This is a genomic window from Novosphingobium sp. (genome assembly GCF_041915465.1).
Classification (GTDB): Bacteria; Pseudomonadota; Alphaproteobacteria; order Sphingomonadales; family Sphingomonadaceae; genus Novosphingobium.
In genome coordinates this window covers 77,280-92,294 of the sequence record NZ_JAYSBK010000002.1, presented here as the reverse complement: position 1 = coordinate 92,294, position 15,015 = coordinate 77,280, and the positions used below count along the sequence as shown (strand labels likewise).

15 protein-coding genes are annotated in these 15,015 nt (G+C 64.1%); 5 read left to right on the top strand and 10 right to left on the bottom strand.

Annotated features, from left to right (window positions below):
• Together ACE3SN_RS01095 and ACE3SN_RS01090 are read left to right on the top strand one after the other, a co-directional pair.
• On the top strand, window positions 1–1,341 hold a 1,341-nt coding region (locus ACE3SN_RS01095; protein WP_374526891.1), incomplete at its 5' end, for a Ppx/GppA family phosphatase.
• Between the two features lie 79 nt (window positions 1,342–1,420).
• On the top strand, window positions 1,421–2,092 hold the full coding sequence (locus ACE3SN_RS01090; RefSeq protein WP_374526890.1) for a glutathione S-transferase family protein: 672 nt from the start codon (window positions 1,421–1,423) through the stop codon (window positions 2,090–2,092).
• A 4-nt stretch (window positions 2,093–2,096) separates the two neighbouring features.
• Here the strand turns inward: ACE3SN_RS01090 and ACE3SN_RS01085 are convergent, their stop codons facing one another.
• A complete protein-coding gene (locus ACE3SN_RS01085; protein WP_374526889.1) occupies window positions 2,097–3,089 on the bottom strand; it encodes a complex I NDUFA9 subunit family protein in 993 nt (330 codons plus the stop codon).
• Between the two features lie 363 nt (window positions 3,090–3,452).
• Here ACE3SN_RS01085 and ACE3SN_RS01080 point away from each other — a divergent pair, with 363 nt between their 5' ends.
• The 3 genes from ACE3SN_RS01080 (at window position 3,453) to ACE3SN_RS01070 (ending at window position 8,757) form a co-directional block, all read left to right on the top strand.
• Window positions 3,453–6,380, top strand: coding sequence for a TonB-dependent receptor (locus ACE3SN_RS01080; RefSeq protein ID WP_374526888.1), 2,928 nt, complete (start codon window positions 3,453–3,455; stop codon window positions 6,378–6,380).
• Between the two features lie 91 nt (window positions 6,381–6,471).
• Complete coding sequence (locus ACE3SN_RS01075; protein WP_374526887.1) at window positions 6,472–8,208, top strand: amidohydrolase; 1,737 nt, start codon at window positions 6,472–6,474, stop codon at window positions 8,206–8,208.
• 96 nt (window positions 8,209–8,304) lie between these two features.
• Entirely contained in the window at window positions 8,305–8,757 is a 453-nt protein-coding gene (locus tag ACE3SN_RS01070; protein WP_374526886.1) for a hypothetical protein, read from the top strand.
• Between the two features lie 103 nt (window positions 8,758–8,860).
• Here the strand turns inward: ACE3SN_RS01070 and ACE3SN_RS01065 are convergent, their stop codons facing one another.
• From ACE3SN_RS01065 to fliN, 9 genes are all read right to left on the bottom strand, one after another.
• Window positions 8,861–9,463, bottom strand: a complete 603-nt coding sequence (locus ACE3SN_RS01065; RefSeq protein WP_374526885.1) for a response regulator transcription factor — start codon at window positions 9,461–9,463, stop codon at window positions 8,861–8,863.
• Between the two features lie 220 nt (window positions 9,464–9,683).
• Window positions 9,684–10,046 (bottom strand): flagellar export chaperone FliS, encoded by a 363-nt coding sequence (gene fliS / locus ACE3SN_RS01060; RefSeq protein ID WP_374526884.1) that lies wholly within the window; start codon window positions 10,044–10,046, stop codon window positions 9,684–9,686.
• Window positions 10,047–10,061: 15 nt separating this feature from the next.
• Window positions 10,062–11,483, bottom strand: a complete 1,422-nt coding sequence (fliD, locus tag ACE3SN_RS01055; protein ID WP_374526883.1) for a flagellar filament capping protein FliD — start codon at window positions 11,481–11,483, stop codon at window positions 10,062–10,064.
• Between the two features lie 30 nt (window positions 11,484–11,513).
• Window positions 11,514–12,647 (bottom strand): flagellar biosynthesis protein FlhB, encoded by a 1,134-nt coding sequence (locus ACE3SN_RS01050; RefSeq protein WP_374526882.1) that lies wholly within the window; start codon window positions 12,645–12,647, stop codon window positions 11,514–11,516.
• On the bottom strand, window positions 12,644–13,426 hold the full coding sequence (fliR, locus tag ACE3SN_RS01045) for a flagellar biosynthetic protein FliR (RefSeq protein ID WP_374526881.1): 783 nt from the start codon (window positions 13,424–13,426) through the stop codon (window positions 12,644–12,646). Before fliR ends, ACE3SN_RS01050 begins: the two co-directional genes overlap by 4 nt.
• Window positions 13,423–13,695: a flagellar biosynthesis protein FliQ gene (gene fliQ, locus ACE3SN_RS01040; RefSeq protein ID WP_374526880.1), complete on the bottom strand. Its 273-nt coding sequence runs from the start codon at window positions 13,693–13,695 to the stop codon at window positions 13,423–13,425. The genes fliR and fliQ overlap by 4 nt, the downstream gene beginning before the upstream one ends.
• A 6-nt stretch (window positions 13,696–13,701) precedes the next feature.
• Entirely contained in the window at window positions 13,702–14,457 is a 756-nt protein-coding gene (gene fliP, locus ACE3SN_RS01035; RefSeq protein ID WP_374526879.1) for a flagellar type III secretion system pore protein FliP, read from the bottom strand.
• Window positions 14,454–14,723 carry a flagellar biogenesis protein gene (locus ACE3SN_RS01030; protein ID WP_374526878.1) on the bottom strand — a complete coding sequence of 90 codons (270 nt, stop codon included), beginning with the start codon at window positions 14,721–14,723 and terminating at the stop codon, window positions 14,454–14,456. The genes fliP and ACE3SN_RS01030 overlap by 4 nt, the downstream gene beginning before the upstream one ends.
• Complete coding sequence (gene fliN / locus ACE3SN_RS01025; protein WP_374526877.1) at window positions 14,723–15,001, bottom strand: flagellar motor switch protein FliN; 279 nt, start codon at window positions 14,999–15,001, stop codon at window positions 14,723–14,725. The genes ACE3SN_RS01030 and fliN overlap by 1 nt, the downstream gene beginning before the upstream one ends.
• Window positions 15,002–15,015 lie beyond the last annotated feature (14 nt).

Sequence of the window (15,015 nt, the reverse complement as noted above, 5' to 3'; positions counted from 1 at the left end):
GGCCTTACGCCGGGTGCCGCGCTCGATCCCGAAGCCCGCGAAGTTGCACTGAAGGGGCTGTCGCGCTTTGCCGCGCTGCTGCGGCTGATGGAGCCGGTCGACCTGAGGGTGGCGGCGACGGCGGCTGCGCGCGATGCGGCGGACGGGGCAGAGTTCCTCGAAGCGGTCAAGGCGCTGGGACTGCCGGCGCAATTGCTCGAAGGCGATGCGGAGGCTGTGGCGGCGGCCTTCGGCGTATTGTCCGCCCATCCCGGCGCACAGGGGTTGGTCGCGGACCTTGGCGGCGGCAGTCTGGAACTGGCCCGGATTGCCAACGGCGAGGTGCATGAACGGGTCTCGCTCCCCTTCGGAGCAATGCGCGTGGCTGGCGTTCGTGCACGCGGACGCGGCTGGCTGCGCAAGGAACTGCGCAAGGCGCTGGCCTCGCACGGCTGGCTCGCGCAGGTTAGCGGCGCGCCGCTGTACCTGGTCGGTGGCGCGTGGCGTGCGCTCGCGCGGGTTCACATGCACCTGGCCACCTGGCCGCTGCCTGTGCTTGGCGACTATGCTTTCGCTGCCAGCGATGCGCGCCAGTTAAAGCAGCAGGTTCGCACGCTGGGCCTGGCGCAGCTGGTGACGATCCCGGGCGTGAAGCCGACGCGCGCCGTCCAGCTCGACGATGCCGCGGCGCTGCTTGCGGCCTTGGTGGCCGAAATCGCCCCCTCGCAAGTGGTCATCTCGGCCTTCGGCCTGCGAGAAGGGCTTCTGTTCGAAGGTCTCGATCCGCGCGTGCGCGAGCTTGATCCCCTGATCGAAGGGGTGCGGCATGCCGTTGCCGGGCAAGAACAGGTCCCAGGCCATGCCGAGGCCCTGCTGGGCTGGACCGACCCGCTGTTCCCAAACGAGCCCGCTGGCGATCGCCGGCTGCGCCATGCCGTCTGCCTGATCGCGGGGACGGGCTGGGCCTCCAGCCCGGATTTTCGGGCGATCGATGGCGAAGACATGGCGCTGCACGGCAGCTGGATCGGGATCAGCCATGCCGACCGCGCGGTCATGGCGATGGCGCTGCACATCGGCCTTGGAGGCGACCCCGCCGCACCGCCTGCCTTGCTGGCGCGGCTGGCCCCGTCCGAACGGCTTGAGCGCGCCGCCGCCTGGGGCTTTGCGCTGCGCCTGTCGCAGCGGCTGGGCGGAGCGGCCGGTGCCGAACTGGGGGCGGTTCCGTTGCGGCTCGACGGAGCGGACGGCCTGGTGCTCGAGCTTGAGACTTCGCTGGCGGGTCTGGTCGACGGCGGAGCGCAGCGGCGGCTCGCCCGGCTGGGCCAGGCGCTGGGTCGCACCGCCGAAGTCCGCCTCGTTTGAAGTTTTCCACCTGAAATCGCTGCGCACCCGTCGCAGCGCGGGTGGACGCGCCGCGCAGGCTTGGGCATGAGCGGCTTTCATGTGGCAATTGTACCAATTCCCCCTTTGTCCGTTCAGCCGCAAGGTTCGCCTTCTCCTCAGCGAAAAGGGTGTGGCCTATGAGCTGTGGCGCGAGAACCCGTGGGAAGGGCGTGACGAGTTCTATGCGCTCAATCCCGCCGGGCGCACGCCGGTGCTGCACGATCCGGCCAAGGGCTTGACCCTCGTCGATAGCCGGGCGATCTGCGAATACTTCGAGGAAACGGTCGACAAGAACCCGATGATCAACGGCACCGCGGCGGGCCGGGCGGAAATCCGCCGGCTGGTGGCGCTGTTCGATGAGAATTTCTATGGCGACGTCACCGCGCCGCTGCTGCACGAACGGATGAAGAAGCGGCTGGTCTATCGCCAGTCGCCGGATTCACGCGTGCTGCGCGAGGCGATGAAGCTGGCACACGAACATCTCTATTATATCGACCACCTGATCGACCACCGTCCGTGGCTGGCGGGTGCAACGATGAGCTTGGCCGACCTCGCGGCGGCTGCACAGATCTCGGTGGCCGATTATCTTGGCGGGCTTGACTGGACCGGACACGACCAGGCGCGAGACTGGTATGCCGTGTTCAAGAGCCGGCCCAGTTTCCGCCCGCTGCTGGCAGAGCGGATGGAAGTGATCCAGCCGCCCAGCCATTATGCCGATGTAAACGCCTGAAGCGTCAGGCCGCGGCCTTGGTGCCGAAGCGGCCATGCTTGCGGTAGCGGACCATCCAGCGATCGAGGAACAGGCCCAGCGGACGCGCGCTAACGCCCAGATCGGCAATGCCCGGCAGGGTGCCCGAGGCGACATTGCCGGCCTTGAGCAGCTTCCACTGCTGGCTGGTCAGCGGCGCGCCCGGCAGCCAGCCGGTCAGGCCCGCGATCATGCCCGAGAGGGCGTCGGGCAGCGGGGCGAACACCGGCTTGCGACCTTGCGCCGCGGCAATGCGCTGATTGAGTTCCAGCACCGAAATCGCTTCCGGCCCGCCCAGTTCATAGGTCTTGCCGCCGTATGCCGCCGGATTTTCCAGCGCATTGGCGATGCCGGCGGCCAGATCGTCGACGAACAGTGGCTGGAACCTGGCTTCGGGCGCGAAGACCGGGATCACCGGCAGGGTGGCGATCAGCCCGGCGAACAGATTCACGAACTTGTCGTCGGAAGAGAACAGCACCGAGGGGCGCAGCACCGTGGCCGCGGGGAAAGCGGCCAGCACGGCTGCTTCGCCGGCGGCCTTAGCGCGGGCATAGGCGGTGTCGCCTTCAGCATTGGCGCCAATTGCGGAAACATGGACCAGCGCGGCAGTGCCGGCGGCCTTGGCTGCGGTGGCAACATTGCCCGCGCCCCGACCCATCACGGCATCAAGATCGCCAGCGAAGGCGCCGACCAGATTGACCACGGCATCAGCGCCAGCCAATGCGCGTTCAAGCGTTTCGGGACGGGTCACGTCGAGGCTGGCGAACTGGACTTCGCCAAGGTTGCCCAGCGGCTTGATCCGGAAGGCGCGCTTGGGATTGCGGCATGCAACCCGCAGCCGCGCGCCGCGCGCCAGCAGTTCCTGCGCCAGGTGGGTGCCGACAAAGCCGCTGCCACCGACCAGCACCACCAGTTTGCCGGCCAGCGTGCCCGCAACCGAATTGCCCGAAACTGCGCCCGTAATTGCCTGGCCCGTCATCGCCCGCGAATCCCTGTGAAAGACTGTCTAGGAATTGCGCGCCTTTGGCACATGCCCGCCGGCTCGCGCAACCGGTTTGCCGGGCCGCCTTGCGGACCGCAGCGGAAGTTTTCGCGCCTTGGCCGGATCGGCCATCCGAAAAACATACCGTGTTTACTGAAAAGGTGTGGCCATCGAGCAACCTTGAGGGGCGATTCTGGCGCGAGCAGGCGCTTTTAACGATCGACAGTGTGGCACTTTCGCTACGGAATCCAAGAGTTCTAACAGATCGATTAAAAGCGGTTGTCAATCGCTCGACATGATGTTCTATTCCCATCTGCAACGTCCCGAAAAAGGGGTGAGCAAAACAAGGAGAGAGGGCTGATGAGGGGTAAATTGACCCTGCTGGCAACCGTATGTGCCAGTGCATTCGCTGTTCCTGCCTATGCGCAGAACGCAGACGAAACCAACGATTCCGATGTCATCATCGTTAACGCGCAGCGTACCGGTGAAAAGCTGCAGGACGTGCCGATCGCGGTTAGCGCCTTCAGCACCGAAGCGCTCGAAAAGCAGCAGATCAAGAACACGTCGGACCTTCAGCTCACGCTGCCGAACGTGACCTTCACCAAGACGAACTTCACCAGCGCCAGCTTCACCATCCGCGGCATTGGCGACCTTTGCGTCGGCGTGACCTGCGACAGCGCGACCGCGATCCACATCAACGATGCGCCGCAGTTCGGTACTCGCCTGTTCGAAGGCGAATTCTATGACATGGGTCAGATCGAAGTTCTGCGTGGTCCGCAGGGCACCCTGTTCGGCCGCAACGCCACCTCGGGCGTGGTCAACTTCCGCACCGCGCGTCCCAGCCTCTCTGGCCTCGCCGCCAGCGCCGAAGTCGAATACGGCAATTACAACGGCGTGAAGGTCAAGGGCATGGTCAATGCCCCGATCGCCGATATTGCGGCGGTGCGCCTGGCCGGGTTCTACCTGAACCGCGATGGCTATACCAAGAACCTCTTCGACAATTCGAGGATCGACGATCGCGACATGTACGGTCTGCGCGGCTCGATCCGCATCGAACCGTCGAGCGGCACCACGATCGACTTCATGGCTCAGTATTTCCATGAACGCGATAGCCGCATGCGCATCCAGAAGCAGATGTGCCAGCGCGACCCGACCGGCATCCTCGGCTGCCTTAACGCCCGCCGCGATTTCAGCACCACCAACGCCAACACCACCTTCGTCGGTGTGCTGACCTCGAAGGAATTCTTCGCCACCCAGGGTGTTCCGACCGCGTTCGCGCTTGGCAGCATCTACGGTCCCGACGTCTATGCCTCGGTCGTCAACCCTGCCGATATGCGCACGGTCAACACCGACTTCACGCCGTCCTACTACACGCAGGAACTGGTGCTGCAGGGCTCGATCGAGCAGGAACTGGGCAGCGGGCTTAGCCTTAAGGTCAGCGGCAACTACCAGAAGGTCGATATCGACTCGAGCCAGGACTACAACAACTCGGTCCAGAGCCGGGCCGGATATGTCACCGCGCTCAACACCCTCCAGGCTGCCGCCTCGGGTCTGCTCGGTGCCGGCCTGCAGCCGTACTTCGCTCCGCTTGCCGCGGCGCTGATTCCGAATGGTCCCTCCGGTAACCTGTGCACTTCGCTGCCCGAAGAAACCGGCACGGGTGCGTTCGGCGGTCATGCGATCTGTTCGCCGACCCCGCAGGACTTTGACCGTTCGAACCAGAACCACAGCAACTGGACGGCTGAAGCGATCCTCTCCTCCAAGTGGGATGGTCCCTTCAACTTCCTGCTCGGTGGGATCTACGGCAAGGTCCACATGACCGAGAACAGCTACTACATTGACTCGTTCGGGATCGACTATTTCACCGGCGTGTTCGGCTCGTTCAAGTCGTATGGCGCCAGCCTGCCGCCGAGCTATCTCGGTACGCCGACCTATCGCAACTACTCGGCCGATATGCGGGTTACGACCTACGGTCTGTTCGGTGAAGCCTACTACAAGTTCAGCGACAGCGTGAAGCTGACCCTGGGCCTGCGTTACAACCATGACGAAAAAGAGCTTTCGGCGCGCACCACGCTCGCCAGCTTCCTGGTTCCTTATGGTTCGACCGACGCGTACAGCTCGCCGTTCATCGTCGCCTATGACGCCGATGCGGGCATTGCCGGCAATCAGCTGTTCCAGGTGCGCAAGGTCAGCTACGGCGAATGGACCGGTCGCGCCGTGATCGACTGGAACGTCACCCCGGACAACCTGCTCTATGCGTCGTACTCGCGCGGCTACAAGTCGGGCGGTATCAACCCGCCGCTGTCGCCGGTGTTCTCGGTTCCGGAAGGGTTCAAGCCGGAATTCGTCAACGCCTTCGAAATCGGTTCGAAGAATACCTTCGCCAACGGCAAGGTGACCCTGAACCTCACCGGCTTCTACTACGACTACAAGGATCTGCAGCTTTCGCGCATCGTCGCCCGTACCTCGGTCAACGATAACGTGAGCGCCAAGATCTACGGTATCGAAGCAGAAGCGATCCTGCGTCCGACCCCGGAACTCACGATCAACCTCAGCGGCAGCTACCTGCACACTGAAGTGTCTGAGGACAAGTTCCTGGCGAACCCGCGTGACTTCGGTGCTGGCCGCAGCGATGCCGTGATCATCAAGGACATCACCAACGGTGCGAACTGCGCGGTCGCTTCGACCTCGGGCAGCAAGACCGGCGTCAACGGCTATGTCAACTACGTCAACAGCCTGATCAACGCGGGTGCGATCCCGGGTCTGGCGGCTGGCGCTGGCCTCCAGCCGACGACCGCGTTCCCGGCTGACGGCGGCATCGCCTCGACCGGCGCGTTCAGCGTCTGCGGCGTGCTCGATGCGCTTGCCAGCTCGGCTGGTGGTAGCTTCGGCGGCGTCCAGGTCTACTCGTCGGGTATTCCCACCAACATCAAGGGCAACAAGCTGCCTGGCGCGCCGGACTACAAGTTCTCGGCCGGCGTGCAGTACGCTGCTGCGATTGGTGACCTGACCCTGACCCCGCGTGCGGACTTCATCTACACCGGCAAGTCGGTGGGCAACATCTTTGGCGGTACCGTCAACGAGGTGCCGAGCTTCACCCAGGTGAACGCTCAGCTCCAGCTCGATGGTCCGGACAAGAAGTGGTTCGCCCGCGCCTGGGTGCAGAACCTGTTCGACAAGAACTCGATCACCGGTCTCTATGTCACCGACCAGTCCTCAGGTAACTACACCAACGTCTTCACGCTCGAACCGCGCCGTTATGGCATCACCGCGGGCGTCAAGTTCTAAGCAAACCTGGGAGGGGATGCTTTAACCTTGGGCTCCGGGTGCAAACCCGGAGCCCATTTTCATTGCGGAGCCAGGGCGGGAGCGGCGTCCAGTGAAGCTTGATCTCGATCGGCGGACGGTGCTTGCCTTATGCGGCGCCATTCCGTTTGCCCCCGGGCAGTCGCTGGCGGCGGATACCTGGCAGGAACTCACGATATTCGAAGGCCGCTTCACGACGATGGAGCCCGCGCGCCCGCATTGCCGGTTTGTCGCGGTATCGGCAGGAACGATCATCGCGCTTGCAGACACCCTGGCCGAACTCGAGCCATGGGTGCGCGGCCGCAAGGTGGTGCATGACAACCGCCTTGCCGGAAAGGTCCTGTTTCCGGGCTTTATCGATCCTCACCTGCATCCGATCATGGGCGCAGTGCTGCTGGGCACGAAATTCATCGCTCCCGATGCCTGGAAGCTGCCGGGGGGCGACGCACCGGGCGTGCTGACACCCGCGGCCTATCGCGCCAGCCTTGTAGCAGCGCTGGCGGCTTCCGCGGCGGACCCATTCATCACCTGGGGCTATCACGAGCTGTTTCATGGCCGGATCGACCGGGCCGAACTCGACAAGCTGGCACCCGGACGCCGCGTGGTGGTGTGGCAGCGCAGCTTCCACGAACTGATCGTGTCGAGCGCGATGCTAGAGGCATGGGGGATTCACTCGGAGCAGGACTTTGCAGCAGCGTTGGCGGCGGTTCATGCCGACCCGGCTCATGGCGACTATGCACGCGGGCTGCTTAGTGAAACGGCTGGCAATGTGGCCCTTTCCAGGTTGCGCCCGGCGATCATGGCGCCAGAAAAGGTGATGGACGGCCTTGGCCAACTGCAGCAGATCATGCGGCGCAGCGGTGTGACAACCATATCGGACATGGCGACCGGGATCTTCGCCGGTTACCAGGCCGAGGCCGGGATGATCCGCGCCGCGTTTGAGCGGGCGGACGCGACATCCCGCGCAATGCTGATGCCGCTGGCAAGCGAACTGGACCATACGGACGATCTCGATGCCTGGTACCGCAATGCCGCATCGACCTGGCGCAGCCCCAATGTGCGGGTTGATCGCCGGGTAAAGTTCCTTGCCGATGGTGCCTTCTTCGCGCTCAACATGCGCATGAACGCGCCAGGCTATATCGACGGGCACGAGGGCAAGTGGCTGACCGAGCCCGATAAACTGAATGCCCAGTTCAAGCGCTTTTGGGCGGCGGGCTTTTCGTTCCACATCCATGTCAACGGCGACGAGGGGCTTGATGTGGTGCTGGACGGCCTCGCCACCCTGCCGCCGCGCACGGGGCAGACGGTCACGCTCGAGCACCTCGGCTACTCGACCGAAGCACAAAACCGCCGAATTGCCCGCATGGGCCTGATGGTCTCGGGCCAGCCCAATTACCTGCGGGTGCTGGGCGACGTTTATTCGCGCGAGGGTCTGGGGCCAGGCCGGGCTGAACTGATCGACCGGTTTGGCTCGCTTGAGCGCCTGGGAGTTCCGCTTGGCCTGCACAGCGATTTCAACATGGCGCCAGTCGACCCGCTTTATCTTGCCTGGATCGCGGCCAACCGCATTACGCTGGAAGGGCATCAACTCGGCGCGAATGAGCGCCTTTCGCTCGACAAGGCGCTTCGGGCCATCACGATCGAGGCAGCGCAGGTGATTGGAATGGATGCGCTGGTCGGGTCAATCGCACCGGGAAAGCGTGCCGATTTTGCCGTGCTTGATGCTGATCCCTATGCCCTTGGCGCTGGCAAGCTGGCCCAGATCGGGATCGCCGGCGTGGTGTTCGAGGGGCGGTTCGTTCCTGCCTGAGGGCGTTTGTGCCGATTTGATGCAGCGTTCACCGCAGGGCAATTGACTCGGCACTACCACAGGCGGAGACAAGGACCGGGGAAACCGATACCAACAATGACACAAAAGTTCCTTGAACAGCTGCAGGCGTGGCAGGACGAACTGGCTGAACTGGCCATAGACTGCGGCTGTGCTAAGCGCGAACAGGAGGCCGTGCTGCTGCGCGCCGCCCATGCTTTGCTGGAGCAGGCGCCGCTGGGATGGCGTGGTCACTTTGCGGGCGGACCAAGCCTGGCCACGATTGATCTCCTGACCGCCGCCGGAGGCGCCAACGCTGCGGCACTGGCCCTCGTCGAAGGGCGCTGCTGTTACATGCTTTCACACGGACCGCAGGGCAGGCATATCGCGACCGTTGCGGTCGAAGGACTGGCGGAAGAGGCCAGTTCGGGCGGCGAATCCGCCGCTCTCGCCCTGGTCGGAGCACTGGCAAGCTGCCTGGCAGGTCAGGTGCACGATATCGATGGGGTCTATGTGTCTGGGATGTTCAGTCCGTCGCTGCGGCTCAACTGAACATACGCTCCGCCATATCGATCCTGACCGGTCGTGATCAGGACGGCACAGGCTGAAATCCAGGTAAGAACTCTGATCCGAAAGACGGCCTGAAAAGGCGCGATCAGTTGACCAGCGAGGCCTCGATCGCAATGCGGATCGCCTCGGAGGTATGGTTGGCCCCCATCTTGTTGAGCATGTTGGCGCGGTGGATTTCCACCGTGCGCGGACTGATCGCAAGTCGTTCACCGATCATGCGGTTGGAAAGGCCATCCGCAACACCGACCAACACTTCGCGTTCCCGCTTGGTAAGCTTCTGGACCCGGCTGCGTGCCATGGCTTCGCGCAGGCGCACGCTGCTCATTGTATCAAGGCTTTCTTCCGCCACGACCAGCGCCTGCTTGACCTCGGTTTCGCTGAACGGCCAGTTGAGATAGTCGATCGCACCGGCGAGCACTGCCTGAACGACGCGGTTGGTGCAGGGGGCTTCGGAATAGGTGACGATCGGCAGCCAGTGTCCGGCCTCGGTCATCCGTTCGATGATTCGAGTGACCACGTTTTCATGGTCATGAACCAGAATTACGCCATCGCGCGGCCAGCGCATCACCAGCTCGTCGAGATCTTCAAACGGTTCGACATGGATGCCCGTTCCGGACAGAAAGTGCGAAATTGCGGCACGGCGGCGGAAGTCACTATCGACGAGAATCAGGTTAATGGGCGTGTTCATGGATTTAACCTTACTGACATCTGCTTAGGGGATAAGCCCTAACTGGATCCATTATCGTGATTCTATTCCTCCAAATTCGATACAAATTTCGATGAGCGCAGGGTGCTGGCAGAATAAGTATAAATACGTAATTTCGATATTAGATAGATCGTTGAAAGAATTAGATTCCTTCCGAAAACCTGTTTCGATCAATATTTAAAATTATGATTTTTCAACGAACTCAATTGAGTATCGCTGTTCCGATTTCGGAAAAGTCCTGACGGATCGATGAAATGGTCTGGGCGTCGAAATCGAGCACGCTGTCGAGCACGGCACGGCGGGCGGAATCATACAGTTGCATCAGCGCCGGACCGATCGGCTGGTCGTCGCTGACGCCGAGTTGCAGGGCGGTTAGCGCCGACAGTGCGCGGGCAAGCGAAGCGCTCTTGAGCCGTTTGTCACCATTCGCGGCCGCGAACAGGGCACTGCCCAGCGCCGTGGTCAGTTGTTCGAAGCATAGGGCGACGAGCTGCCGCGGGTCCGCGCCGGCAACGCGCGCGTCGAAGTCGATCCGGCGATAGGCTTCCTGGGGGGTGCGGAGCATCTGCATCTGTGCGGCCTAGTTCTTCGTCGCGTTCCAGGCGGCGATCTGGTTCTGGAGAAAGCTGAGCGTCGACTTTGAGGCGCCGACCCGGCTGTCGACTCCGGCAAACCGCGTGACCAATTGGGCGCGCAACTTTTCCTGATCGTCGGCAAGCTTGGTCGCTTCGCTGCCCAGCTTGGCCTGCAGCGCCGTGTAACGGGTTACCGAACCGGTCAGGGATCCCGGATCGCTCGCCGCGGTGACGCTGCGACTGAGCTTGTCGAGGGTCGCGTAGACGCCATAGAGTCCGGTCGTGAACATCGCCGCCACGCCCGAAGGAGACGACTTGAGCGTGGCGGCGAGCCGGGTGGTATCGAGGCGGAAGGTGCCGTCGCGGTTGGTGGCCAGGCCAAGGTCGGCCAGCGTGCTTGGGGCTCCTGTCGCGGCGGAAGGCATAACGATCGAACCCGCCAGCTGGGTCAGCGAACGGCGCAGCGCCCGCGCGCCGCTGTCGCGGGCCAGGTCGCCCGTTTTGGGATCGATTGCCTTGGAAAGCGAGGAAACCAGCTCGTTGAGCGCCGAGGTCAGGTCCTGCATGAAAGTGGTCGCCGCGCTCGACGGATCGCTGAAGCTGATCTTGGTCGGCGCGTTCTCGTTGGTTCCGGTCAGCTTCAGGCTAAGGCCCGGCACGATATCGCTGATGGTGTTGGAGGCACTGGTCATTTCCAGGCCGTCCAGCTTGTAGATCGCGCTGGCGGCGGCCGACTTCAAGCGCAGCGGATCACCGGTCGGATCCCAGGCGAGGCTGGCCAGGCCAGGATCGCCGGCGGCTTCAGTCGCTTCGAGCGAAAAGGCGTTGGGGGCACCGTCCTGGCCCTTGAGCATCAGGTGCACGCCGTCGGTGCCGGTGGCGATATAGGCACTGACTCCGGCGTTTGCGGCGTTGATCGCGGCTGCCACATCGGCCAGCTGCGAACCGCTGGGGATCGCGATGTCGACCGCCGGGTGGGTGGTGTCAGGGACAAGCTGCCCGCCCGAGATGGTCCCGAACCGCAAGGTCAGGGTGCCCGACCCGGTGGAGAGGTTGCCTGGCTGATAAGCCGGGCTCGACAGGGTCTGGCTGGCGGCAAGGCCGATGACTTCGAGGCTGTAGGTTCCGCTCCCGCTGGCCGCGCCGCGGCTGACGGTTGCGACCGCGCCATTGGCGATGATCGGCTGGGTTGACACGTCGCCCGAGCGGACCCGGTCACCGACCGACGATGCCAGCGTAAGGATCTGGTTCTTAAGGTCGGCGGCGGCCGAAATCTGGCGCTCGACCGTGTCCTTCTGGGTCGTGTTGCGGTCAATTCTGGCGGCGAACTGCGCGGTGGCAAGTCCGGTGGCCAGGGCGGTCATGTCGATGCCGCTGCCCCCGCCAAGGGTCGATACGATCGTGCTGGTGACCGATGTTGTCGTCATGGCTATGAGAACGGCAGGGCCGCGCGCGAATTAAGCGTTTGCCCGAGGGTCGAGCCGACCTTCGGCGTCGAAACGCAGCGTGACCGGAACCTCGATCGCCGGGGCGCGCACGCATTCCCCGCGTTTCAGCGAAAACACAAAGGCCAGGACCGAGGCGACGGCGGCGTAGAGCTCTTCGCGGATCACCTGGTTTTCGCGCGTGGTGAAATAGACCGAGCGGGCGAGGGCCGGATATTCCAGCGTCGGAACGCCCAGTTCGGCGGCCAGTTCGCGCATCGCCAGCGCCTTTTCCCCGCGCCCTTTGGCGAGCACGATCGGGGCATTGGCCTTGGCCGGATCGTAAGCCATCGCGACCGAGAAGTGGGTCGGGTTGGTCAGTACGAACTGCGCCTCGCGCATGGCCTTGGCCACCGCGCCGCTGGCCAGCTGGCGCTGGCGCGAGCGGATCGCGCCCTTCTTTTCGGGCGAGCCTTCGCTGTCCTTGTGCTCGTCGCGCACTTCCTGAAGGCTCATGCGCAGGCGCAGCCAGCGGCGGATGAACTGGATCGGGAAGTCAAGCAGGGCGATCACCACCAGCCCGGCCGACAAGGCGAAAAGCAGGCTGATCAGCCCATTCCAGGCAAGGGCGAGCTGCCCATAAAGCGAGGCGCCCCGGCCCAGGCCGAGCAGATCCGCAAGGTGGTTGCGCCCCCAGGCATAAGCGATCGCGCCCAGCAGCAGCACCTTGGCCAGACCCTTGCCGACTTCGATCCAGCCGGTCGGCCCGAACATGCGCTTGAGGCCCGACAACGGATTGATCCGCGACCCCTTCGGCAGCAGGTTCGCGCCCACCCAGCGCCCATCGGCGGCGCCGATCTGCGATGCGGTTACGGCCAGCATCACGCTGCCCGCCAGAATGAACACCGGGGGCAGAACGGCCCAGGCCAGCATCGCGGCGGCGCGGCCGGGGGTGAAGTCTTCCAGTGCGGAGCGATCCCAGGTCAGCCCGGCGCGTGCGCCATCGGCCAGTGCGCCCAGCAGCCACGGCCCCGCGAATTTCAGCCACGCCGCGCCGACCAGCACGGCCACCGCCGTCGCCAGCTCGCGCGAACGCAGGACATCGCCCTTCAGGGCGGCATCGCGCTTGCGCTTTTCGGATGGCGCAAATGTCTTTTCCTCGCTCATTCGCCAATTACCTGCGCGACATTGCCGACGGCTTCGGCGCTGAGGTCTGCCATCTGTTCGGCAGCGAGCGGGGCGGCGACGATCAGCGCGGCGATCCCGGCCAGCACCCCGGCCGGCAGGCCCAGCGCAAAGAGGTTGAGCGCGGGCGCCGAACGGCTCAGCACGCCGCTGGCGAATTGCACCAGCAGCAGCACCAGCGTGACCGGCAGGGCGATGGCGATGGCGGCAACAAACATCTGCGAGGCAAACCCAAGGATAAGCTCGATCTGGTCCGGGGTCAGCCAGGCCTTGCCGGGAGGCAGCGCGGTATAGCTGTCCACCACCAGCCGCAGCCAGGTAAGATGCGCGCCAAGGCCTAGGTAGACCACGGTCAGCAGCACGGTGAAATATTGCCCCAGCGCGGGCGAGTGCGCGCCGCTGATCGGGTCAGCCGTGGAGGCCATCGACATGCCCATTGCCCCGCCGATCTGCTCGGCCGCGATGATCGGCGCGGCGAACGAGAGCTGCAGCACGAAGCCCAGCGCAAGGCCCACCACCACTTCGCCGCCAATCGCCATGACTCCGGCGAGCGTGAACAGCGCGGGCGGCATCTGCACCGGGATCCAGCCGCAGACCAGTACGGAAATCGCGGCACTCATCGCGACGCGCAGCTGCATCGGCACGGCGCCTGCGCCAAAGAACGGGGCAGCAAGCAGCGCCGCGCCGATCCGCGTCATCACGAAAACCAGCCGCCACAGCTCGCCTTCGACCGCACCGAACCCGAAATCGAGCTGCATCATCGGGTGATGCCTGCGATCTGGGCGAAGATTTCCTCGGTAAAATCGCTAACCAGCCCCAGCATCGAGGCCCCGAACACGACCAGCACCAGCGCTATCACGGCCAGCTTGGGCACGAAGGTCAGCGTCTGTTCGTTGACCGAGGTCGCGGCCTGCACGATCCCGACGACAAGGCCGACGGCCAGGCTGGCGAGCAGCACCGGGGCCGCGACCAGCGCGGTCACCCACAGCATCCGGTCGGCGAGGGCGAGGAGGGAAGCGGTATCATCCATCGCGCGTCACCCGAAACTGGCCGCAAGGCTGCCCATCAGCAGCGCCCAGCCATCGACCAGCACGAACAGCAGCAGCTTGAAGGGCAGCGAAACGATGGTCGGGCTCATCATCATCATCCCCAGGCTCATCAGCACCGAGGCAACCACGAGGTCGATCACAAGAAACGGCAGATAGAGCATGAAGCCGATCTGGAACGCGGTCTTGAGTTCGCTGGTGACGAAGGCGGGCAGCAGGATCGAAAAGGGCACGTCTTCGGCCCGCGCGAATTTGCCGGCCTTGGCCATATCGGCAAACATCGCCAGGTCGCGCTCGCGGGTCTGGTGGATCATGAAGGCGTGGAATTCGCGGCCCCCTGCGGCGATCGCCTGTTCGGCATTGATCGCTCCGGCCGAATAAGGCGCAATGGCATTGGCATTTACGCGGTCGAGCGTGGGGGCCATGACGAACAGCGAAAGGAACAGCGACAGTCCGATCAGCACCTGGTTGGGCGGGGACTGTTGCAGCCCCATTGCCTGGCGCAGGATCGAGAGCACGACCAGGATCCGGGTGAAGCTGGTCATCATCAGGATCAGGCCCGGCAGGATCGTCAGCAGGCCCATGATGACGAGCAGTTGGAGCGACAGGGTCATGCCCTGTCCGCCGGTGCCGCCGGTGGCGCCAAAGGCACGGTCGAGCGCGCCGGGGATCGCGGTCTGGGCCTGCGCGGCAACCGGCAGCGTCAGCGCGGCCAGTGCTGCGATCAGGGCGGAAAGGCGCTTCATGCCTGGTCCCCTTCGGCGGGTGCCTCGGCCAGACGGGTCAGGCCATTGCGCGAGGCCGATACGAGAATTTCGCGGCCCCGGAACTCGATCACCGCCAGCTTCAGGCTGGGGGAGAGCATCGTCGTTTCAACGATCCGCACGCGTTTGGTGCCGTCCACCGGACCGCCCAGTTTCGCCTGCATCTTCTGCGCGAACTTCAGGCTGGCCCAGGCAAGAGCGCCGATCAGCGGCAGCAGGACCAATAGCTTCAGGACATACCAGATCATCAGCTTGTCGCCCCGTCGCTGGCCGCACCGGCCTGTCCGGCCAGTTCGACAATGCGCAGGCCAAAGCGGTTACCCTGGGCGACGATCTCGCCGCGCGCGATCAGCTTGCCGTTGACCATCACGTCGAGCAGCTCGTCGGTCAGCCGGTCGAGCATCACGACGCTTTCCTCGCCGAGGGCAAGCACGTCCTTGAGCTTCATGTCGGTACGGCCGAGTTCGACCGAAAGGCGCACGTCGACTTCCTTGAGCAGATCGAAGCCGCGGGTGTGGAGTGTCATGGGGGTGGGTTTCC

Excerpts from the sequence above, each read along its gene's own strand:
- ACE3SN_RS01085 (WP_374526889.1), bottom strand. The coding sequence starts at position 3,089 with ATGACGGGCCAGGCAATTACGGGCGCAGTTTCGGGCAATTCGGTTGCG.
- fliR (WP_374526881.1), bottom strand. The coding sequence starts at position 13,426 with ATGATGCAGCTCGATTTCGGGTTCGGTGCGGTCGAAGGCGAGCTGTGG.
- ACE3SN_RS01065 (WP_374526885.1), bottom strand. The coding sequence starts at position 9,463 with ATGAACACGCCCATTAACCTGATTCTCGTCGATAGTGACTTCCGCCGC.
- fliQ (WP_374526880.1), bottom strand. The coding sequence starts at position 13,695 with ATGGATGATACCGCTTCCCTCCTCGCCCTCGCCGACCGGATGCTGTGG.
- fliP (WP_374526879.1), bottom strand. The coding sequence starts at position 14,457 with ATGAAGCGCCTTTCCGCCCTGATCGCAGCACTGGCCGCGCTGACGCTG.
- ACE3SN_RS01090 (WP_374526890.1), top strand. The coding sequence starts at position 1,421 with ATGTGGCAATTGTACCAATTCCCCCTTTGTCCGTTCAGCCGCAAGGTT.
- ACE3SN_RS01070 (WP_374526886.1), top strand. The coding sequence starts at position 8,305 with ATGACACAAAAGTTCCTTGAACAGCTGCAGGCGTGGCAGGACGAACTG.
- ACE3SN_RS01050 (WP_374526882.1), bottom strand. The coding sequence starts at position 12,647 with ATGAGCGAGGAAAAGACATTTGCGCCATCCGAAAAGCGCAAGCGCGAT.
- fliS (WP_374526884.1), bottom strand. The coding sequence starts at position 10,046 with ATGCTCCGCACCCCCCAGGAAGCCTATCGCCGGATCGACTTCGACGCG.
- ACE3SN_RS01080 (WP_374526888.1), top strand. The coding sequence starts at position 3,453 with ATGAGGGGTAAATTGACCCTGCTGGCAACCGTATGTGCCAGTGCATTC.
- ACE3SN_RS01030 (WP_374526878.1), bottom strand. The coding sequence starts at position 14,723 with ATGATCTGGTATGTCCTGAAGCTATTGGTCCTGCTGCCGCTGATCGGC.
- fliD (WP_374526883.1), bottom strand. The coding sequence starts at position 11,483 with ATGACGACAACATCGGTCACCAGCACGATCGTATCGACCCTTGGCGGG.
- fliN (WP_374526877.1), bottom strand. The coding sequence starts at position 15,001 with ATGACACTCCACACCCGCGGCTTCGATCTGCTCAAGGAAGTCGACGTG.